The organism is Aeromicrobium sp. UC242_57 (assembly GCF_044452305.1).
Classification (GTDB): Bacteria; Actinomycetota; Actinomycetes; order Propionibacteriales; family Nocardioidaceae; genus Aeromicrobium.
Map to the genome: position 1 here is coordinate 65,719 of NZ_JBIOAM010000001.1, position 18,839 is coordinate 84,557.

At 68.0% G+C, this 18,839-nt stretch carries 20 protein-coding genes, 1 tRNA gene and 1 pseudogene; 11 read left to right on the forward strand and 11 right to left on the reverse strand.

All coding sequences use genetic code 11. The annotated features are described in order from the left end of the window. Nucleotides 1-125 precede the first annotated feature (125 nt). Together ACHMWU_RS00450 and ACHMWU_RS00455 are read right to left on the reverse strand one after the other, a co-directional pair. Complete coding sequence (locus ACHMWU_RS00450) at nt 126-1,169, reverse strand: winged helix DNA-binding domain-containing protein (RefSeq protein ID WP_396041161.1); 1,044 nt, start codon at nt 1,167-1,169, stop codon at nt 126-128. Next, nucleotides 1,166-2,743: a chitinase gene (locus ACHMWU_RS00455; protein WP_396041163.1), complete on the reverse strand. Its 1,578-nt coding sequence runs from the start codon at nt 2,741-2,743 to the stop codon at nt 1,166-1,168. Before ACHMWU_RS00455 ends, ACHMWU_RS00450 begins: the two co-directional genes overlap by 4 nt. An 830-nt stretch (nt 2,744-3,573) precedes the next feature. On the opposite strand from ACHMWU_RS00455, the gene ACHMWU_RS00460 reads away from it, so the two are divergent. From ACHMWU_RS00460 to ACHMWU_RS00475, 4 genes are read left to right on the forward strand one after another with little or no spacing between them, the layout of a single operon-like run. Next, nucleotides 3,574-4,224, forward strand: a complete 651-nt coding sequence (locus tag ACHMWU_RS00460; protein ID WP_396041165.1) for a glycosyltransferase family 2 protein — start codon at nt 3,574-3,576, stop codon at nt 4,222-4,224. Beyond that, the gene (locus tag ACHMWU_RS00465; protein ID WP_396041167.1) at nt 4,184-4,543 is read left to right on the forward strand and encodes a glycosyltransferase family 2 protein; all 360 of its coding nucleotides are present in this window, start codon (nt 4,184-4,186) and stop codon (nt 4,541-4,543) included. The genes ACHMWU_RS00460 and ACHMWU_RS00465 overlap by 41 nt, the downstream gene beginning before the upstream one ends. A 32-nt stretch (nt 4,544-4,575) precedes the next feature. After that, nucleotides 4,576-4,989, forward strand: coding sequence for a hypothetical protein (locus ACHMWU_RS00470; RefSeq protein WP_396041168.1), 414 nt, complete (start codon nt 4,576-4,578; stop codon nt 4,987-4,989). Continuing rightward, the gene (locus ACHMWU_RS00475; RefSeq protein ID WP_396041170.1) at nt 4,986-5,150 is read left to right on the forward strand and encodes a hypothetical protein; all 165 of its coding nucleotides are present in this window, start codon (nt 4,986-4,988) and stop codon (nt 5,148-5,150) included. Before ACHMWU_RS00470 ends, ACHMWU_RS00475 begins: the two co-directional genes overlap by 4 nt. 6 nt (nt 5,151-5,156) lie before the next feature. Here ACHMWU_RS00475 and ACHMWU_RS00480 read toward each other — a convergent pair whose 3' ends face one another. Both ACHMWU_RS00480 and ACHMWU_RS00485 read right to left on the reverse strand, forming a co-directional pair. Then, nucleotides 5,157-6,296 (reverse strand): N(5)-(carboxyethyl)ornithine synthase, encoded by a 1,140-nt coding sequence (locus ACHMWU_RS00480; RefSeq protein ID WP_396041172.1) that lies wholly within the window; start codon nt 6,294-6,296, stop codon nt 5,157-5,159. 128 nt (nt 6,297-6,424) lie between these two features. After that, a tRNA-Arg gene (locus ACHMWU_RS00485) sits at nt 6,425-6,496 on the reverse strand. Between the two features lie 53 nt (nt 6,497-6,549). Here ACHMWU_RS00485 and ACHMWU_RS00490 point away from each other — a divergent pair. The 4 genes and pseudogenes from ACHMWU_RS00490 to lysA all read left to right on the forward strand — a co-directional run bounded on the left by ACHMWU_RS00490 (nt 6,550) and on the right by lysA (nt 10,002). After that, entirely contained in the window at nt 6,550-6,951 is a 402-nt protein-coding gene (locus ACHMWU_RS00490; protein ID WP_396041173.1) for a response regulator, read from the forward strand. 81 nt (nt 6,952-7,032) lie between these two features. Continuing rightward, nucleotides 7,033-8,031, forward strand: a complete 999-nt coding sequence (gene argS / locus ACHMWU_RS00495; RefSeq protein WP_396041174.1) for an arginine--tRNA ligase — start codon at nt 7,033-7,035, stop codon at nt 8,029-8,031. A 44-nt stretch (nt 8,032-8,075) separates the two neighbouring features. Next, nucleotides 8,076-8,612 (forward strand): DALR anticodon-binding domain-containing protein, encoded by a 537-nt coding sequence (locus ACHMWU_RS00500; protein WP_396041175.1) that lies wholly within the window; start codon nt 8,076-8,078, stop codon nt 8,610-8,612. Further along, nucleotides 8,609-10,002, forward strand: a pseudogene (lysA, locus tag ACHMWU_RS00505) (diaminopimelate decarboxylase). The gene ACHMWU_RS00500 and the pseudogene lysA overlap by 4 nt, the downstream one beginning before the upstream one ends. A gap of 47 nt (nt 10,003-10,049) precedes the next feature. Here the strand turns inward: lysA and ACHMWU_RS00510 are convergent. Continuing rightward, on the reverse strand, nt 10,050-10,295 hold the full coding sequence (locus tag ACHMWU_RS00510; RefSeq protein WP_396041176.1) for a hypothetical protein: 246 nt from the start codon (nt 10,293-10,295) through the stop codon (nt 10,050-10,052). A 492-nt stretch (nt 10,296-10,787) separates the two neighbouring features. On the opposite strand from ACHMWU_RS00510, the gene ACHMWU_RS00515 reads away from it, so the two are divergent. Beyond that, nucleotides 10,788-11,558 carry a helix-turn-helix transcriptional regulator gene (locus ACHMWU_RS00515; protein WP_396041804.1) on the forward strand — a complete coding sequence of 257 codons (771 nt, stop codon included), beginning with the start codon at nt 10,788-10,790 and terminating at the stop codon, nt 11,556-11,558. 13 nt (nt 11,559-11,571) lie between these two features. Here the strand turns inward: ACHMWU_RS00515 and soxR are convergent, their stop codons facing one another. The 3 genes from soxR to ACHMWU_RS00530 form a co-directional block, all read right to left on the reverse strand. Then, nucleotides 11,572-11,970, reverse strand: a complete 399-nt coding sequence (soxR, locus tag ACHMWU_RS00520; RefSeq protein ID WP_396041178.1) for a redox-sensitive transcriptional activator SoxR — start codon at nt 11,968-11,970, stop codon at nt 11,572-11,574. Nucleotides 11,971-12,051: 81 nt separating this feature from the next. Continuing rightward, on the reverse strand, nt 12,052-12,363 hold the full coding sequence (locus tag ACHMWU_RS00525) for an AzlD domain-containing protein (protein WP_396041180.1): 312 nt from the start codon (nt 12,361-12,363) through the stop codon (nt 12,052-12,054). Continuing rightward, nucleotides 12,360-13,061 carry an AzlC family ABC transporter permease gene (locus tag ACHMWU_RS00530; RefSeq protein ID WP_396041181.1) on the reverse strand — a complete coding sequence of 234 codons (702 nt, stop codon included), beginning with the start codon at nt 13,059-13,061 and terminating at the stop codon, nt 12,360-12,362. Before ACHMWU_RS00530 ends, ACHMWU_RS00525 begins: the two co-directional genes overlap by 4 nt. 115 nt (nt 13,062-13,176) lie before the next feature. Between ACHMWU_RS00530 and ACHMWU_RS00535 the strand changes: the two genes are divergently transcribed. Both ACHMWU_RS00535 and ACHMWU_RS00540 read left to right on the forward strand, forming a co-directional pair. After that, on the forward strand, nt 13,177-14,133 hold the full coding sequence (locus ACHMWU_RS00535) for an alcohol dehydrogenase catalytic domain-containing protein (RefSeq protein ID WP_396041182.1): 957 nt from the start codon (nt 13,177-13,179) through the stop codon (nt 14,131-14,133). A 16-nt stretch (nt 14,134-14,149) separates the two neighbouring features. Next, the gene (locus ACHMWU_RS00540; protein ID WP_396041183.1) at nt 14,150-15,655 is read left to right on the forward strand and encodes an MFS transporter; all 1,506 of its coding nucleotides are present in this window, start codon (nt 14,150-14,152) and stop codon (nt 15,653-15,655) included. Here ACHMWU_RS00540 and ACHMWU_RS00545 read toward each other — a convergent pair. The 3 genes from ACHMWU_RS00545 to ACHMWU_RS00555 all read right to left on the reverse strand — a co-directional run bounded on the left by ACHMWU_RS00545 (nt 15,648) and on the right by ACHMWU_RS00555 (nt 18,651). Next, nucleotides 15,648-17,204 (reverse strand): carboxypeptidase-like regulatory domain-containing protein, encoded by a 1,557-nt coding sequence (locus ACHMWU_RS00545; RefSeq protein WP_396041184.1) that lies wholly within the window; start codon nt 17,202-17,204, stop codon nt 15,648-15,650. The two genes, ACHMWU_RS00540 and ACHMWU_RS00545, sit on opposite strands and share 8 nt — an antisense overlap. A 159-nt stretch (nt 17,205-17,363) precedes the next feature. Next, on the reverse strand, nt 17,364-18,203 hold the full coding sequence (locus ACHMWU_RS00550; protein ID WP_396041186.1) for a hypothetical protein: 840 nt from the start codon (nt 18,201-18,203) through the stop codon (nt 17,364-17,366). Between the two features lie 28 nt (nt 18,204-18,231). Beyond that, nucleotides 18,232-18,651, reverse strand: a complete 420-nt coding sequence (locus ACHMWU_RS00555; RefSeq protein ID WP_396041187.1) for a hypothetical protein — start codon at nt 18,649-18,651, stop codon at nt 18,232-18,234. Between the last annotated feature and the right edge of the window lie 188 nt (nt 18,652-18,839).

Consider the following 18,839-nt stretch of genomic DNA (forward strand, 5'->3'; position numbering starts at 1 on the left):
ACGTCGCTTAACAGGGTAACGCGACGGTCTAGTCGACTGCAGGCAGGCTCGACCGTTGAACCTGCTGTACCCACTCTCACGCGCGCGGATCCCCTCGGGGGAGGGCAAACGTGGTCGGGCGCGGCTCAGTTCGTGACCAACAACACAGGCTCGCGAGCCATGAACGTCCCGAACCGGTCGGCTTCGGCGGTCAGTGCGCGCCGGGCTCGAGGTGTCAGGGGCCGGGACGCCTCGACGGTGATCTCGACGGTCGAGGCGGTGACCGAGCGTCCCCACGCCCCGGCGAGCCGTCCGTCGAGCAGCAGTAGTCCGCTGCGCCGCATCAGGAGGTCGCGGCTGCCGACGAGATCGGTGTAGTCCGCCTCGTCGCGGGCGTACGAGATGTACTCGTCGAAGTTGGACAGCAGGGTGACGGCGGGGATCTCGACGTCGACCGGGTCGTCGAGCGTCCAGTACGTCACGTGGTCGACGTCGAGCGGACGGAGCTCGCCTAGCGTGATCGCTCGGCGGCTGTCGGTGAGCGTCAGGCCTGTCCACCACGCCAGGTCCTTGTCGCGGTAGGGACCGTGGCCGGTCGCGTAGCGACGTGCGATGCGGGCCAGGAGCTCGTCGCGGGTCTCGGTGGTCGCGCGGGGCGGCAACGCTCGGTAGGTCTGCTGCTTGCCCCGCACGGACCCGTTGACGACCAAGGCGCTGATCTCGGCGTTCATCACCAGGTCGCCCAGGGGTTGTCCCGTGCTGGGGAGCCCGGCGTCGGCGAGAGCGGCACCCAGCTCGGCTCGGGTGTGATCGGCTCCGTCGGCCACCGTCTGGGCGATGACCTCGGCAGATCGCTCGAGCAGGTCGAACGATCCGGCTGCCTGTGCGCTGGCGGCGATGAGCCGTCTGATGCGTGGTGCCGTGAGGCTCAGCATCCAGTGGATGTCGTCGGGGTCGACGAAGTGCCAGGTGGGGCGCAAGATGTGCGTCCGCAGGAAGTCTCCGCGGTCGAAGGCCTCCTGCACGTCGACGAGGGTTGCCGTACGAGTGCGTCGTGCGACTGACCACAGCGCCATGTCGTGCAGCTGCGACTGGACGCAGCCGAGATGTCGGACGACCTCAGCGGCAGTGTCGAACCGCGGCGCGGCGACGCCCTGGGCGTGCAGTCGACCAGGGACCGACGGCTTCACTTCTTGTCTGCCGCCGCGGTCGCCTTGCGGATCTCGGCCTCGGTCAGCTTGCGCCACGGCGACGGTTCGTCCTGTGTCGCCCGAGCGTCGGGGCTGATCCCGACGGAGTACCACTTGGCGCTGAAGGCCGTGCCGTCGAGCATGACCCGCTCGCCCTTGCGGTACGCCTTCGCCCGGTCCCACGCCGGATATGTGCCAGCGGGCAGGGTCTGTTCCTTGATCGGCTTCTCGCCCGGGAGCACAGGGCCGATCAGGCGCCAGGGGGAGGAGGCCTCGTCGACGACCGGGTCGTCGGGCACGTCACCGAGCGTCCACCACTTCGCGACGTAGGCATTGCGATGCCACACGATGCGGGTGCCCTCGACGTACGTGGCGGTCTCGTCCCAGATCGGGTAGGGGCTCGTGGCCGGATCGTCCGTCAGGGCCTTGCCGGACTCCTGGCGTCCGCCGGTGGCCTCGGGCTCGACCGGGGTGACCTCGGTGAGGTCGGGGCTGCCGGTCATGGCGCCGCGCAGCACCTGGGCGAAGGTCTCGTCGCCCTGCTCGACACCGCTGCACGAGTTGGACACGATCGTGACGTCGGGGTAGTTCTCGCCGCAGGTGCGGTCGCGGTTGACCGACCACATCGACATCCGGCCGAGCCCCTTCTCCTTGGCGAAGGCGCCCAGGCTGCGTGCCGCGTCGAGGCTGAAGACCTCTCCGGCGACATCGTTCTGACCGATCATCGGGGTCGCGCCCATGCGCCGCCACAGCGTCGCCGAGCCGATGTCGATGCCGGCTCGTGCGTAGATCTGGCCCAGCTGCCCGTGCGTCGCGTTCAGCGCGTCGGTCGAGGCGTCGAGCATCGACTGCCCCTTCTCTCGACTTCCGCCGTAGTCCATCGTCATGAGGTTGACCCCGGACAGGTCGACCTTGCCCTCGAGCATCGCGCTGACGACCTGCTTGCCCTCGGCCGTCAGACCGGTGGGGGCCACGGGCAGCGTCAACCAGATGCGCAGGTCCTTGCCGGCGGCCTTGCGCTCGTCCTGCAGGGTCTTCATCGCGGCAGCCCGACGTCCGGAGGCGGCGGTGTCGCTCAGTGCCTCGCCCTCGATGTCGAGATCGATCGTGCGCAGGTCGTAGCGCTCGACGACCGACCGGTACGCGTCGACCAGGTCGTCGGCGTCGGTGCACGACGTCGACAGCTCGGAGTTGATCGCGCCGCCGAACGACACGGCGATGTTGCCGTCACGTTGGCGCAGCCGCGCGATCCGGCGGTCGAGGTCGAGGTCTTCGGATGCCGCGTCGAGGGAGTAGGCACCGCCCCAGGTGGGTTCGCAGCCCTTGGCCGGATCAGCCACGATGAACGACAGCACGACGTTGCGGGTCGCCTTCGACACCGGCTGCTCGAAGGCGTACAGCGGTGTCACCGTCGCGTCGACGTAGCCGGCGTACCAGGAGGTGCTGTTCGACGCGGCCTTGGAGTCTTGGTGCTGGCGCCAGCCCGACGTTCCGGCGAGGCACAGCGCCACGACGATGCCCACCAGGATCGTGAGTCGCGGAAGCGAGAGTCGGCGTCCGTCGAATCGCCCCACGGGCACACCCATTTCTGATAGTTGATCGAGTAAGACATGGTGCCACTTATCGCAGCGCCACACTGACTGACTTCCCGAAGGCCGCTACTGTGGCGCGTGTGACACCCGAAGAAGGTCGTGGACTGTGGGGCTGAAGAACGGGTCTGTCGACTCCAAGCCCCGACGGCAGTGGGGCGCCGAACGTCGGTCGGAGCCGCTGTCCATCGTGCACCCCCGGCCAAGCGCCGCCAAGATCACGTGGGGTCGGGTCGGCATCGTCGTGACGATCCTCTCGTGGTTCGGCTACGTGGTGTCCACGATCCTGAGGCAGTTCCTCGACTACGGCGGTGGATTCCGGTTCACGATGGAGGCGCTGTCCTACCTCGTCGTGGTGAGCTTCCTGACGTTCTCCGCGCTGATGTACCTCGTTGCTCGACAAGGTGCGATGCTGCGGTTCCGCGACCATGCGAGAGTTCCCCGCGGCATGCTCGACCGGCACTTCGCCGAGACGCGCAGCGAGCGGCTCACAGTGCTGATCCCGTCGTACGCCGAGGAGCCCGACGTCGTCCGGCTGACCTTGTGGAGCGCCGCGCTGCAGGAGTATCCCGATCTGCACGTCGTGCTGCTGATCGACGATCCGCCGACGCCGACCGACCCGCAGGTACTCGCCAAGCTCGAGGCCACCCGCCAGCTCGCTCCTGACATCGTCACGGCGCTGCGGGAGCCGCGACAGCGGTTCGACGCGGCGCTGGACGATGCCGAGCAGCGCCTGGCGTCAGGTGAGTCGACCGTCGAGGACGTCCACGTCCTGGTCGCGGAGTACCGGGGCCGCAGCCGCCTGGCTCGACGACATGGCAGCGGCCGAGGAGATCATCGACCACGTCAGCGAGTTCTTCGTCGACCAGGTGCTGGTGGGACTGTCGAACGAGCTGAGGTTGACGACCATCGCGCTCGAGGCGGCGCTCGACCAGGGCGACGTCCCGACGGCGTCCCGTCTGGTCGAGCGGCACCGCAGGTTGGCGTGGATCTTCCGGGCCGACCTGACGAACTTCGAGCGCAAGGCCTACGCCTCGCTGTCGCGCGAGGCCAACAAGGCCATGAACGTCAACTCGTACCTGGGTCTGATGGGGCACGTCTGGCGACCCAACCGCACCGCCGCCGGCGTCATGCTCGACGAGGTCGAGACGGCGGAGCCGGGCGACCTCGAGATCCCCGACTCGTACTACGTCCTGACGCTCGACGCCGACTCGCAGCTGCTGCGCGACTACTGCATCCGGCTGGTCTACCTGCTGGAGCAGAGCGAGAACCACCGGGTCGCGATCGTCCAGACGCCGTACTCGTCGTTCCGTGGTGCACCGACTCGCATCGAGCGCATCGCGGGCGCCACGACCGATCTGCAGCACATCCTGCACCAGGGCAAGACCTTCCACAACGCGACGTTCTGGGTCGGCGCGAAACGCGGTGATCCGCAAGCCCGCGCTGGAGGACATCGTCGAGGTTGAGAACGTCGGCGGCTACGACATCAAGACCTACATCCAGGACCGGACCGTCATCGAGGACACCGAGTCGAGCATCGACATCGGCACGGCCGGCTGGACGCTGGTCAACTATCCCGAGCGACTCAGCTACAGCGCGACGCCACCTGACTACGGCTCGCTCGTGGTGCAGCGGCGACGCTGGGCCAATGGTGGGTTGCTGATCCTGCCCGAGCTGTGGGAGCAGGTGCGGCACCGCAGGTTCAGCCGCGAGCGGGTGCACCTGCTCGAGCTGGCGCTGCGGGTCAACTACATGGCCTCGATCGCCTGGGCGGCTTCGGCCTGATCTTCCTGCTGTTCTACCCGTACGACAGTCGTTTGCTGAGCCCGCTCGTGCTCGGCGCGGCGGTGCCGTACTTCTTGGCGATGGGCAGCGACCTGCGGGACTGCGGTCACCGGTTCGGCGACATCTTCCGCATCTACGGCTTCAACCTGGTGCTGCTGCCGGTCAACCTCGCCGGTGTCCTCAAGTCGATCCAGCAGGCGTTCACGGGGGAGAAGATCCCGTTCGCCCGCACGCCGAAGGTGCGCGACCGCACGGCCGCCCCCGCGCTGCACGTGCTGGTGCCGTACCTCATCGTGATCTTCTCGATCGTGACGGCGTGGCGCGACTACAACCAGCAGAACTGGGCAACTTCGCCTTCGCTGTGTTCAACGCGGTGCTCGCTGCGGGTGCGATCCGTGCCTACATCGGCGTGCGGGCCTCGCTGGTCGACATGGGGCTGGGCGTGACGAACTGGCTGTTCGTCGAGCGCAAGCCCAAGAAGGCCGCTGAGGCCAAGCCCGTCGATGCCACGATCGATTGGGAGTCGATCCTGTACTACGGCGATCGGCGGCTGGCCCGGGACCTGCGTCGCCGTGGTGACCGCCGCCGCAAGGTCGGCAAGCGCTGACCAGCGTCAGGCCGCGTGGTGCGGGAAGTCGGCCGAACGGTCCTGGAAGGCGAGGATGTCGGCGTTCTGGATGACGCCCTCGCGGATCTCGATCGCGCGGCGCACGGTCGCGTCGGCGTCCCACGCCGTCGGGCCGGCCAGGACTGTGCCCAGGTAGGGCAGCAGCGCCTGGCTGATCTCCCACGTCGCGGAGTTCCACAGGTACGACGGGCTGTGGTCGACGGCGTAGTACGTCACGCCGTTGCCGACCGTGAACGTCGGGTCGTCGAAGGTCGTCGGGCGGGCCCACTCGAAGCCCATGCCCTCGTCGCAGGAGACGTCGACGACGAGGGTGCCGGAGGGCAGGGTCGGCAGGTCGACGTCCATCAGGAACGACATGGGGGAGTTGGGGTCCTGCAGGACGCAGTTCACGATGACGTCGTGACCGGCGAGCAGGGCCGGCATCGGTGCCCATTCCTGGTCGACGAAGGCGCGGCTCTCGGCCGGGGACGCGGCGGGGTCGAAGTGCACGATGCGGGCCGAGTGGATCGGCGCGCTGACGGCCGCGACGCCGCGCTGGGTGAAGATGTCGACGTCGTGGATGCCGTGTGCGCTGAGCGCCGTCACAGCGCCGCGGGCCGTTGCACCGAAGCCGATCACGGCGGCGCTGAGCCGGCGCCCGTAGTTGCCGGTGAGACCGGCGATCTCCATCGCGTGCAGCACCGAGCAGTAGCCCGCGAGCTCGTTGTTCTTGTGGAAGGTGTGCAGCAGGAAGTTGCCCTCGCCGCTCCAGTGGTTCATGGCCTCCCAGGCGATGAGCGTGAGCCTGCGATCGATCGCGGCCTGGGTCAGCGCCGCGTCCTGGACGCAGTGCGGCCAGCCCCACAGAGTCTGGCCCTCGCGCAGCTCCAACAGGTCGGCGGCGCTCGGCTTGGTCAGCAAGATGACGTCGCAGCGGGCGATCAGCTCGGCGCGGGTCAGCAGGCCGGCGACCAAGGGACGGAGCTCGTCGTCGGAGTAGCCGAAGCCCTCGCCGTAGCCTTCTTCGAGGAAGACGAACGGCCGCACCGCGTCGCTCAGACGTTCGAGGTGCCGGGGATGAATCGGCAGGCGCCGTTCGTTCTCCTTGGCCGTGCGGGCGATGACACCGAGAGTGAGCTGGTCCACGTGGACTCCAGAGCTGGGTCTTCCACAGGGAAACGGCTGCTCCGGTCGTGCGACTCCCACTGTAGTGCCAGTTGGGTTGCGTCGGCTCGCCAGACGGCGGCGCTTCAGAGTGCCACTTCTAGGAATTGTGCCCCCGGCAGGATTCGAACCTGCGCTTCCGCCTCCGGAGGGCGGCGCTCTATCCCCTGAGCGACGGGGGCCAATACGGCCAACTGCGGTGTGAGCCTACCGCACGGCGGCTAAGGTCATTCGCATGCCCAGAGTGCTCGTCGTGGACGACACCCCGTCCATTCGATTCCTGATCCGGACGAACCTGGAAATTGCAGGCTTCGAGGTCGACGAGGCCGTCGACGGCGTCGACTGCCTCGAGGTGCTCAACCGTCTGGAGGTGCTGCCAGACGTCATCACGGTCGACGTCATGATGCCCCGGCTCGACGGCATCGCGACGGTGACGACGCTGCGGGCCGATCCCCGGTTCCGACAGATCGCCGTCGTGATGGTCACGACGCAGAGCCACCCGGCCGACATCCAGCGCGCCAACGAGGCCGGGGTCGACGCGTACGTCATCAAGCCCTTCGACCCCGACGTCCTGGTCACCACGGTGCGTGACGTCGTGGGTGGCGCGCAGCGGCGCGACGATACCCTGGACGCGTGACCCCCGAGCAGCTTTTCCACGACGATCATCGGCGCCCTGACCTCCCTCATCGAGTCGGGCGCCATCACCTTGCCGGACGGCGTGCCGTCTGACGTCGTGGTCGAGCGACCCAAGGTCAAGGAGCACGGCGACTACGCGACCAACATCGCCTTGCAGCTGGGCAAGAAGGCCGGCATGAACCCGCGTGAGTTCGCCCAGCTCCTGGCTGACCAGCTGGCCTCCGCCGAAGGCATCGCGAGCGCCGAGATCGCGGGCCCAGGGTTCCTCAACATCCGCGTCGACGCGGGCGCCCAGGGTGCCTTGGCGGCTCAGGTCGTCGCGGCCGGTGCGGCCTACGGCACGAGCGACCTGTACGCCGGCCAGAAGGTCAACCTCGAGTTCGTCAGCGCCAACCCCACCGGGCCGATCCACATCGGCGGCGTGCGCTGGGCCGCGGTCGGCGACTCGCTCGGACGCATCCTGAGCGCGATCGGCGCCGAGGTGACCCGCGAGTACTACTTCAACGACCACGGCGTCCAGATCGATCGGTTCGCCCGGTCCCTGCTGGCCGATGCCCGAGGTCAGGACGCCCCCGAGGACGGCTATGGCGGCCAGTACATCTCCGACATCGCCGCGACCGTCGTCGCCAAGGTGCCCGACGTGCTCGACCAGTCCGACGAGGCAGCGCTCGAGACGTTCCGCGCCGAGGGCGTCGAGCTGATGTTCACCGAGATCAAGGCGAGCCTGCACGACTTCGGCGTCGACTTCGACGTGTACTTCCACGAGAACGACCTGCACGAGTCGGGTGCCGTCGACCGGGCTATCGCGCGGCTCGACGAGCTCGGGATGATGTACGACAAGGACGATGCACGCTGGCTCAAGACGTCGGAGTTCGGCGACGACAAGGACCGGGTCGTCATCAAGTCCGACGGTCAGCCGGCCTACATCTCCGGTGACCTGGCCTACTACCTCGACAAGCGCGAGCGGGGCTTCGACCGCTGCCTCATCATGCTGGGGGCCGACCACCACGGCTACGTCTCGCGGATGATGGCGATGTGCGCGGCCTTCGGTGACACTCCCAAGGTCAACCTCGGCTGCTGATCGGCCAGCTCGTCAACCTGGTCCGTGACGGCCAGCCGTTGCGGATGAGCAAGCGCGCCGGAACCGTCCTGACGTTGGAAGACCTCGTCGAGGCGATCGGTGTCGACGCAGCCCGCTACGCGCTCGCGCGCTACTCGATGGACTCGATGATCGACCTCGATCTCGACCTGTGGGCCAAGCAGGGCAGCGACAACCCCGTCTACTACGTGCAGTACGCCCATGCGCGGCTCTCATCGATCCTGCGCAATGCGGTCGACCTCGGGGTGACGATCGACGAGGCGACGTTCGATCCCTCGCTGCTGGCGCTGGAGCAGGAGGGGGCGCTGCTGCGTTCGCTCGCCGACTACCCGCACGTCGTCGCGCGAGCCGCCGAGCTGCGCGAGCCCCACCGGGTCGCGCGCTACCTCGAGGACACGGCCGGGGCCTTCCACAAGTTCTACGACGTCGCCCACGTGCTGCCCAAGGGCGACGAGGAGCCGTCCGACCTGCATCGGGCCCGCCTGATGCTGGTCGCTGCGACCCGCCAGGTCATCGCCAACGGGCTCGGCCTGCTGGGCGTCACGGCACCGGAGCGGATGTGAGAAGCCACGAGGCGGGTGCGATCCACGGCCAGGCTGGCGATCGCGGTCCGGCCTGGCTCAAGAGCCCCGAGGACGCCAACCAGCTCGTTCCGCACCTGTGGTCCGACGGGGTCTCCAAGGTCGACGGCGTCCTGACCGTCGCGGGGGAGTCCGCGACCGACCTGGCGGCAGGGTTCGGCACGCCGCTCTACGTCGTCGACGAGGATGACTTCCGACGTCGTGCACGCGGCTTCAAGGACGCGTTCGTCGGCGCTGACGTCTACTACGCGGGCAAGGCGTTCTTGTGCGTCGCTGCCGCCCGCTGGATCGAGGAAGAAGGGCTCAACCTCGACGTGTGCACCGGCGGCGAGCTCGCCGTGGCGCTCAAGGCAGGCTTCCCGGCCGGACGCATCGGCCTGCACGGCAACAACAAGTCGGTCGCCGAGCTTCGCCGCGCGCTCGAAGCAGGCGTCGGACGGATCATCATCGACTCGGTCCTCGAGATCGAGCGGCTCCGTGACCTGACGGCAGAGCTGGGGGTCACGGCTCCGGTCATGATCCGGGTGACGGCCGGTGTCGAGGCGCACACCCACGAGTACATCTCGACCTCGCACGAAGACCAGAAGTTCGGCTTCTCGATCAGCAGCGGAGACGCGCTCGATGCCGCCCGCCGGGTGCTGGCCGAGCCAGGTCTCGAGCTGCGCGGACTGCACTCGCACATCGGCTCGCAGATCTTCGTGACCGATGGCTTCGAGGTCGCGGCGCGGCGTGTGCTGCGCCTGCACGCCGAGATCGAGAAGAGCTGGGGCTCGCGATGCCGGAGTTCGATCTCGGTGGCGGCTTCGGCATCGCCTACACGACCCAGGACGATCCATCGTCCGCGGCCGACCTGGCCCGCGGCATGCTGAAGATCGTCGACGAGGAGTGCCGAGCACTCGATATCGCCGTCCCGCACTTGTCGATCGAGCCCGGACGTGCGATCGCCGGCCCGTCGACGTTCACGTTGTACGAGGTCGGCACGACCAAGTCGGTCGCGCTCGACGGCGGTGCGGCGCGACGCTATGTGTCGGTCGATGGCGGCATGAGCGACAACGTCCGTCCGGCGTTGTACGGCGCCGACTACTCGTGCACCCTCGCGTCTCGTGAGTCGCAGGCACCTGCCGTGCTGAGCCGGGTCGTCGGCAAGCACTGCGAGTCCGGCGACATCGTGGTCAAGGACGAGTTCCTGCCCGACGACGTCGCCGCGGGCGACTTGCTGGCGGTGCCCGGCACCGGCGCGTACTGCCGTTCGCTGGCCAGCAACTACAACCACGTCCCGCGTGCCGCCGTGGTGGCCGTGCGTGACGGCGAGGCGCGGGTCATCCTGCGCCGCGAGACCGAGGACGACCTCCTGCGCCTCGACATCGGCTAGGTGCGAAGCGGGACGGCTTCATGATCCACGCTGACGCTCCCTGCAGGTCACCTGGCTCTTGACGCCGCTGACTGGATGACCGTGGCAAGGTCGCCGGCGCGGCTCCACATCGGCCAGTGGCCCGTCGGGAGGTCGATGACGTCGAGGTTTTCGAGGTTCGCGACCTCGGCGAACATGGGGTGTCCTTCTCGGGCCATGCCAAGAACCTGCGTGCTCGGGATCGAGCAGCACACCAACGTGGTCGGGACGGCGTTTCGGGCTGGGTTCGTGAGCTCGATGCTCTGGCGGAGCACGGGACCGGGCTCGGGAACTGCCCGAGCCGGAAACGCTCGAGTGCCTCGGGGCTCAGGCCTTCTAGGCTCGCCTGTTGCGCGAGCACGTCGAACGGCGGGAGCGGCAGTTCTTCCACGTCTTCCGGGAGCTCGGCGGCGAAGGCGCTTCCAGTCGCCATCGGACCGGAGTCGACCCACACCACCTGACGAACGAGCTCGGGGTGCCGGTCGAGGACGAGGCTGACGGGAGCGTTCGCACCGCTGTGAGCGACGAGTGTCGCTGGTTCGTCCTCGGAGACACCAAGTCGAGCCAGGGTCTCTTCGATCGCTTCGGCTTGGTCATCGACGTTCTTGGTCGACCGCGCCGGGTCGTCTCTGTCCAGGCCGGGCAGCGTGATCGCGATGGCGCGGGAGTGGTCGGTATCCAGATGTACGAGGACCTCGTCCCACGCCCAAGCGCCCAGCCAGGGGCCGGCAATGAGAATGATGGTGGGACTGGTGTGCAGAGTTGTCATGTCTCCACCTTGGTGGCTCCTATGGACAGCTGCATGTCACTATTTGTGTCATGAATGTGAAGTGCGTCGAGAGGTGAAGCGAGCCGAACGACTTCATGCCCTGTCCGAGATGCTGCGACGGAACGGGCCACGGGGTTGCTCCGCTGAGCGGCTGGCGAGAGAGTTCGGCGTGTCCGTGCGCACCGTCAAGCGAGATCTCGATGCGCTCGAACGCAGTGGCGCGCCGATCTGGTCGCGTCCGGGTCCAGGCGGTGGCTACGGCGTCGTGGTGGGGGCTTCCTTGCCTCCGGTCAGCCTGTCTGCGGCTCAGGCCGTGGCGCTCATGGCGGCCGTGTCCGCCGCACCTGATGCCCCCTACTCCGATCTGGCAGCAGCCGGGATCCAGAAGATCCTCGACGTCCTCGATCCCAAGACCCGAGCCAAAGCCGACGCGCTGGCCGACCGTGTCTGGGTCAACGCGCCCCCCTCGGCTCCGCGCGGCATCAGGTCGGCACTGGAGGAGGCGATGACCGAGCAGCGAGTCGTCCGCATTCGCTACGTGTCAAGAGATGGGGATGCGACCACCCGCGACGTCGAGCCCGTGCTCTTCGCTTCCTCGAACGGCCAGTGGTACCTCATTGGATGGTGCCGCCTGCGCGACGCGATGAGATGGTTCACCGTGTCGCGCATCGAGGGAGCCAGCGTGACCAAGATGGCCTGTGGAGGCCACACCATCCACGAGGTCGGTGAGCCCCCAGACGAATGCCAGGCCGGTCCATGGGCGGGGTGAGCGAGTCCTTCCATCAGCTTCCCCGGTCAGTCGACCTAGAGGCGCTGGGGGCCCGCTCCTCGGGGCGGCGCTCGTCATTCGTGTTGTAGAGCGAGCAAGCCCGCAACGACAGGCAGCCGCAGCCGATGCAGCCGTCGAGGTCGTCGCGCAGTCGCTGGAGCTGGTCGATGCGGGCCTCCAGGTCGGCGCGCCACCCACGTGAGAGCCGTGACCAGTCGGCCTTGGTCGGCACGCGGTCGTCGGGCAGCGTGTCGAGAGCCTCGCTGATCCGCGACAGCGGGATGCCCAGGCGCTGCGACACCCGGATGAACGCGATACGACGCAGCACGTCGCGGTGGTAGCGCCGCTGGTTGCCCGTCGTGCGGGTGCTGCTGATGAGTCCTTCGCGCTCGTAGAAGTGCAGCGCGGACACGGCGACCCCGGAGCGCTCGGCGACCTCCTTGGGCGCGAGCTCGGGTGCTTGGACGTCATGACCTCAACGATACTTGAGGTCTCAAGACAGGTACCGGATGGCGGCGGTGACGGCGACTGCGACCACGACCGCGAGAAGCACCTGGCGGCGAAGAAGCAGGACCAGGCCGCCGGCCGCGACTCCGGCCGTGTTGGCGCCGATCTGCCAGGTGTCGCCGTCGGCCAGCGCGTTGGTGACGACGAGTGCCGCGAGCAGCGCCGGCGCCATCATGGCGATCATGCCGTTCAGCCGTGGTGGCAGGTCGCGACCACCGAGGGCGACCGGTCCGACGGCCTTGATGGCGATCGTCACGACCGTGCACCCCGCGATGGTCCACCAGATGGTCGGGCTCATCCGGCCTCTCCTGTCCTTCGACGCAGCCCCCACAGGGCGACGAGGCTGGCAGCCAGGACCGGGACGCCCGGCGGGGCGACCTCGACGAGGCTGAGTGCCACGAGAGCTCCGGCCATCGCGATCACGAGCGTCGTGCGGTCCTTGATCTCGGTCGCGAGCAGCGCCAGGAAGAACGTCGGGAAGATCGCATCGAGGCCCCACTTGTCGGGATCGGAGAACAGGCTGTTGCCCAGCGCCCCGAAGATCGTCCCGCCGAGCCACATCGCGTACTGCGGGGCGGTGGCGCCGAACAGGAACCATCGGTCGAAGGTGCCGTCGCCGCGGCTCGACATGGCCCACGACGCGTCCACGACGGCTTGCCCCTGGGTGGCTCGCCAGGCGGCCCGGCCCGGGAGCGAGGGAGCCAAGGCGATACCCATCGGCAGGAATCGCGAGTTCATGAGGGCTGCCGCGGCGATGGCAGCACCGGCGGTCCCTCCCGAGGCGATGATCGCGACGGCGGCGAACTGTGCCGAGCCGGCGAACACGATCGCGGACATGATGATCGCGGCCTCGGCATGGAACCCGGCCTGCAGGGCCAGGATGCCGAAGGACATCGACATCAGGAAGCTCACCGCAGCGTAGGGGATGGAGGCTCGGGCGCCGGCCAGCAGCGACGCGCGGCGTGCGGCGCGGTCGGGTGTTTCGTGATTCGGCACCGCTCCACCTTCGCACCCTGCTTCGGGGCTGGATCGACGACCCTCGGGCCACGTGATTTGACCTCAAGTGCGCTTGAGGTTGTGGAGTGGTGGAAACACCGCGAGAAGGAGCAGCATGCATGCAATTCGGCAGTACGAGCACGGCGGACCCGAGGTTCTTCTGCACCAAGAGATCCCCGACCTCGTGGCAGGAGAGGGGCAGGTGCGCATGGCCGTGGAGGCGTGCGGGGTCCACTACCTCGACACCGTGCTGCGTCAGGGGTTTACGAGTGCGGTCCATCAGCCGCAACGGCCCATGACTCCTGGACGTGAGGTTTCCGGGCAGGTCGACGAGATCGGACCGGGCGTCGATCCCGCCTGGCTGGGCAAGCGCGTCGTCGCGCACCTCGGCCTGGCGAGCGGAGGATACGCCGAGCAGGCCGTGACCGCGGTCGCGAACCTGCACGAGCTGCCGCACGCCATGGCGGCGACGGCGGCAGTCGCCGCGATCGGCACGGGACGGACTGCCGTTGGCATCCTCGACCTCGTCCCGATCGGACCCGATGACATCGTGCTGGTGACGGCCGCAGCCGGCGGCCTGGGCGTACTGCTGATCCAGGCCGCCCGGGAGTCCGGGGCAACCGTCGTCGCGCTGGCAGGCGGGGCCGACAAGCTCACGATCGCTCGCGAGCAGGGGGCACATCTTGCAGCCGACTACCGCACCGAGGGATGGGACAGCGAGGTCCGTCGCGAGCTCGGCGGTGATGTGGCGACGATCGTGTTCGATGCCGTCGGCGGAGCCGCGGGCAGTGCGGCCTACGGCTGCTTGCCCGGGGGGACGCGTCGCCCAGTACGGCTGGTTCAGCGACGACCCGCCGGTCTACGACGATCCGACCAAGATCGCGACGATGGTGCTCGGCCCGCAGATGCTCGCACGGCCCGGCGGACTGCGGTCGCTGGAGACCGAGGCGCTCGCGCGCGCAGCCGACGGGTCGCGGGTGCCTCTCGTGGACTCCCGGTTCGCCCTGTCCGATGCGAGCGGCGCCCACCCGGGCGATGGAAGCACGGGCGACGCACGGCAAGGTCGTCCTGATCCCGGACGCACTGCGGTGACGACGACCTCCACGAGGCCGGAACGGCTCTGGTTCGGCCCGCACGGTCCGGTCGTGGCCGGCATCTTCGCCCTTGCCTTCCTCGTCGCCTTCGAGGCGCTGGCCGTCGCGACGGTCATGCCCGAGGTGGCGAGACAGCTCGACGGGCTCCAGCTGTACGCCCTGGCATTCGCCGCGCCGATCGCCGTCGGCATCGTGTCGATGACGGTGGCCGGTCCCGAGATCGACCGGCACGGTCCGGGGCGTGCGCTGCGCACCGGCGTGGCGGTCTTCTCGGCGGGTCTTTTCGTGGCAGGACTCTCGACCACGATGCCGATGTTCTTGTTCGGGCGGATCGTGCAGGGGCTGGGTATGGGGCTGGTCTCCGTGGGGCTGTACGTCGTGATCGGTCGGACGTTCCCCGAGCACCTGCGTGCGCGGGTCTTCACCGTCCTGACGAGCGCGTGGCTGTTACCAGCGCTGGTCGGCCCCGTGATCGCGGGATTCATCGCGGAGGCAGTCGGATGGCGGTGGGTCTTCCTGGCCGTTCCGGGGCTCGCGGTCGTCGCGATGATCCTGATCCGCTCTGCCCTCGGCGCCATCGATGGTGATCCTCACGTGCGTCCTGCCCACCGGCAGACGTGGTGGTCGGTGCTGATCGCCGGGGGCATCCTGGCAGTCAGCGTCGCCGGCCAGCGCACGTACGTCTGGTGGCCAGCCCTGCTCGTCGGCGGCTTCCTGCTCGTCGTGGTCAACGCGCCGCGACTGCTCCCGCCCGGGACCTGGCGCGGCCGTCGTGGCCTGCCCAGCGTCATCGCGGTGCGCGGTCTGCTGAGTGCGGGCTACTTCAGCGCCGAGACGTACGTGCCGCTGTCGCTCGTCGAGCACCGCGGCCTGACGGTGACCCAGGCTGGTCTGTTCCTGACCTCGGCGGCTGTCCTCTGGTTCACCGGGTCCTGGCTGGCTGCCCACGTGCCCGCGTTGGCTTCCAAGGCCTTGCGCGTGCGTCTGGGCGCGCTGGGGGGTGCTCGTGGCGATCGGCGCCTCGTTCCTGACCCTGGACTCGTCAGTTCCGCTGGCGGCCGCCGCGGCGCTGTGGAGCGTCGGAGGCCTCGGCATGGGAATGGCAGCGCCGACTCTCGGGGTCCTGCTGCTGGATCACTCCGCGCCGCAGGAGCAGGGCGCCAACAGTGCGGCGATGCAGACCAACGAAGCGGTCGTGCAGTCGCTCGTGCTCGCGATCGGCAGCGTCGTCTTCGCCGTGATGCTGACGATCGACGCGATGACGGGTTATGTCCTGGTGCTTGCGATCGCCGCGATCGCGGCGGTGACGGCCGCAGCGCTGGCCACACGCGTGACGGTTCACAGCGGCACGCCATGACACAGCACCCCATGACACAGCACAGGCGTTTGATCACACCAAGGAGCCAGCGTGATCAAACGCCTGTGCACATGAAGACGATCAGCGCGTCTGTTCATGACGCGTGCCGCAGTATTTTTCTTGGGACCGCCCCGGCTACTTGACCTTGCCAGTCTTCGCGCTGAGCTTGCTGGCCGTCAGGTACGACGTCTTGGACTGGTAGACGCGCACCGAGATGCGCTTGCCCTTGTCGGCCTTGCGCAGCTTGTAGTACCGGTTCGTCTGACCCGAGATCGCCTTGCCGTTGCGGTACCAGCGGTACTTCAGCTTGACCGGCTTGGCGCCCCATGCAGCTGTGTCGGCGCGCAGCTTCTTGCTGACCTTGCGGGTGCCGGTGACCGTGACCTTTTTCGGAGACAGAACTCCAGTGACTTTGGCAGTCACAGCTGAGGTCTCGGTGCGGGTGGCCGAGTCGGCTGTCTTGCCAGTGATCCTGACCGCGACAGCTTTGCCGGCCTGCGTGTTGGTGAGCTTGAATGTCGACTTGGTGGCGCCGCGCACTGCCGCACCTCCGGCGGTCCACTGGTAGGTCAGATCGGTCTTCAACTGGCTGCCAGGGCTGGGCTTGGCAGCCAGCGCCTTGCCTGCCCGGACCGTTCCGCTGACCGTCGGGGCCGGATCGAGCTTGATCTCGATGTTCCGTACCTGGCGATCGGTGGTCTTGACGACCGTGGCGGCGGCTTCGCTGTAGGCGCCGTCGAACCACTTCGTCGTGCCACCGACGCTGGCCGGGGGAGTGATGAAGAACTTGTACTCGTCACCGATGCGGGTTGTCTTGCGGAAGACACCCTTGCTGTCAGTCGTGTTGGGTCCTGCTTGATACGGGCCCCATGTTCCGTTGTACTTCACCCAGATGCCGACGTTGGTGTTGGCCAGGGGCCTGCCCGCGGCATCCTTGACGGTCAGTCGGATGCGGGGTGCGACGTCAAGGGTGAAGTTGATACCACCAGTGGTCGCGCCGGGAGTCACGTTCACGGGAGTAGCTGTGCCGTACGACGTGGCGTTCTGCCAGTACTCCTGCTCGTGCGAAGGAGTGTCCGGGTTGCCCGAGTAGGGGTAGTGGCTCGCGGCTACCCGAAAAGCACCCTTGACGAGGCCGCCCCCGAAGATGTTGGTCGAGGAGTACTCGCCGTTGGCGTTTGTGGACACCCCGAACGATCCGCCGTCAGAAGTGCGCTCGAAAGACACAGTGGCATTGGCAAGCGGCTGACCTGCGGCATCTGTGACGCGGCCTGAAATTTGACCAGCGGGTTCGAGCACCATCTTGTCGACAGTCTTGACGCCGGTTGAGACCGCGATGGCCGTCGCGTCATAGATGTACTCGGCGTCGTTGTAGTGCTCCCGTTGGTAGCGTCCACCGTCGACAGCTTCGACGCCGGCGATCTCGAACTTGTAGTTGCCGGCCTTCAGACCGCTCAGAGTGAACGTGTTTCCAACGAACTGAAAGGAATCTGTGAGTGGTGTGGACGGGTTGCGGTCGACGCTCGAATAGTAGCCGTCACTTCCCTGGCGATACAGGTAGATGTAGCCGGACTTGACAGCGACTTCGGCTCCGCCGACCGCCTTGGTGAAGACCTTGCCCGTGATCGACCCCGTGTCAGCGGCCTGCGCCGACTGGATCGTCATGCCGGTGAAGATCAGGCAGGCGGTCACGACCGCGGCGATCAGGCCAGTAGCTCCTCGGCGGCGCGTGTGCATGGGCGCAGAACTGTTCATGGTGCTCCCCGAATCGAAAATCAGCGGGGCCCTGCGACCCCCGTCGCTCCCGATCCTATGCAGACATTGTGTCTGCGCAGGATCGGGGGCGCTCGATCAGTGCTTGCGTGGAGTGCGGGTCCGGTTGGCTGCGAAGGCGATCCCCGCGCCCGCCACGATCAGCGAACCTGCCAGCGCGAGCAGCAGCGGCGACAGCGGGCCGCCGGTGTCGGGCAGGGTCTCGTCGTCGGACTCGGAGGTCTCCTCGGTCGTGTCATCGTCCTCCTCGTCGGTCGGCTGCTGCGTCGTGGGCGCAGGTGTCGTCGGCGCGGTCGTGGTGGGGGCCGTCGGCGCAGGTGTCGTCGGCGTGACCACGGGGGCTGCGGCGAACGTCGCCGTGGCCGAGGAACGCACGGCGGCCTGCTGATCGGTGTAGAACGCGGCGAAGACCTGGCAGGCCTTGTCGTCGACCACGGTCGGGCTCTGGTTCCAGCCGATGTGCGTCGTCGAGGCGGGCTCAGCCTCGGCCACGAGGGCGATCGTCCCGGCCGCAGTCGCCTCAGCGCACAAGGTGATGGTCCGCGCGGCCGTCGAACCGCTCGACGGCACCGTCAAGGTGCCGTCGGTCAAGGTCGCGGCTCCCTCGCACACCGTCAGCGTCGTGGTTGCGGTGCCTGTTTTCGTGATGTCGATCGGCTGGCCGAACAGGTTGGTCGTGAGAGTGAACTTTGCGGTGTCCCCGACGGCCAGCGTGGCGCCGCCCGGGCTGAAGGCGAGGGTGATCGTCGGATTCTCCGGAACCAGCGCGAGGATGCGGGCCTGCTCGGCGGCATCCATCGAGCGGGCGCAGGTGGCGAGCAGGTCCGATCCGGCCGGAGGCGTGTCGCTGACGCACCAGATGAGCGACTGCAGAGCCATGCGCTTGTTGCTGTCTTCGTTCGCGACTGCTGTGGTCACGCCGCCCCACGACTGGTTGCCGACGCCGTCATAGGAGTGGCCGTGCTGGACCAGGTAGGCGATGACCTTCTCCTGGTCGGCGGTGAGGCGGGGGATTCGTGGCCTTCTTCTCGAGCGGGTCCACGGGGGTCGAGCCCTCCGTCAGGTTGCCGTCCTCGTCGGTGTCGCCACACACATGTGACTTCAGATCGGTGCAGAACATCCACTCCGACACGGGACCGCCAGCCGACGCGACGTAGCGGACGCCGCACAGGGGCGGGTAGGCGCCGGTGGCGTACCCCGACGAGTCGTACAGCGGCACGACACCGCCCGCGTTGTAGGCGGCCAGCCGTCCTCCGAACACGCTCAACAGGTTGTCGACGTCGCCGTCTCCGGTGGCGGGGTCTCGGCTCGTCGTCCCGTCGCAGCGGGGAGCGTCGAAGGCGGCGGCGACGGCGGGAGAGGGCACGTCGGCGACGGCTGGCGCAACGCTCGACAGGGGAGACACGGCAATGGCTACGAGCGCTCCCAGGAGGGCAGCAGCTGCGACGGGGGGACACGAACACGAATACTCCGAACATCAGGCGGCCTTGAGGTCCAGAGGGGACGCTCCGTGCCGCGCGCAATGACTGCGCTCGGGGATGAGACGAGCGTGTC

Excerpts from the sequence above, each read along its gene's own strand:
- ACHMWU_RS00460 (WP_396041165.1), top strand. The coding sequence starts at position 3,574 with ATGGCAGCGGCCGAGGAGATCATCGACCACGTCAGCGAGTTCTTCGTC.
- ACHMWU_RS00490 (WP_396041173.1), top strand. The coding sequence starts at position 6,550 with ATGCCCAGAGTGCTCGTCGTGGACGACACCCCGTCCATTCGATTCCTG.
- ACHMWU_RS00525 (WP_396041180.1), bottom strand. The coding sequence starts at position 12,363 with ATGAGCCCGACCATCTGGTGGACCATCGCGGGGTGCACGGTCGTGACG.
- ACHMWU_RS00535 (WP_396041182.1), top strand. The coding sequence starts at position 13,177 with ATGCATGCAATTCGGCAGTACGAGCACGGCGGACCCGAGGTTCTTCTG.
- ACHMWU_RS00515 (WP_396041804.1), top strand. The coding sequence starts at position 10,788 with ATGTCTCCACCTTGGTGGCTCCTATGGACAGCTGCATGTCACTATTTG.
- ACHMWU_RS00500 (WP_396041175.1), top strand. The coding sequence starts at position 8,076 with ATGAGCAAGCGCGCCGGAACCGTCCTGACGTTGGAAGACCTCGTCGAG.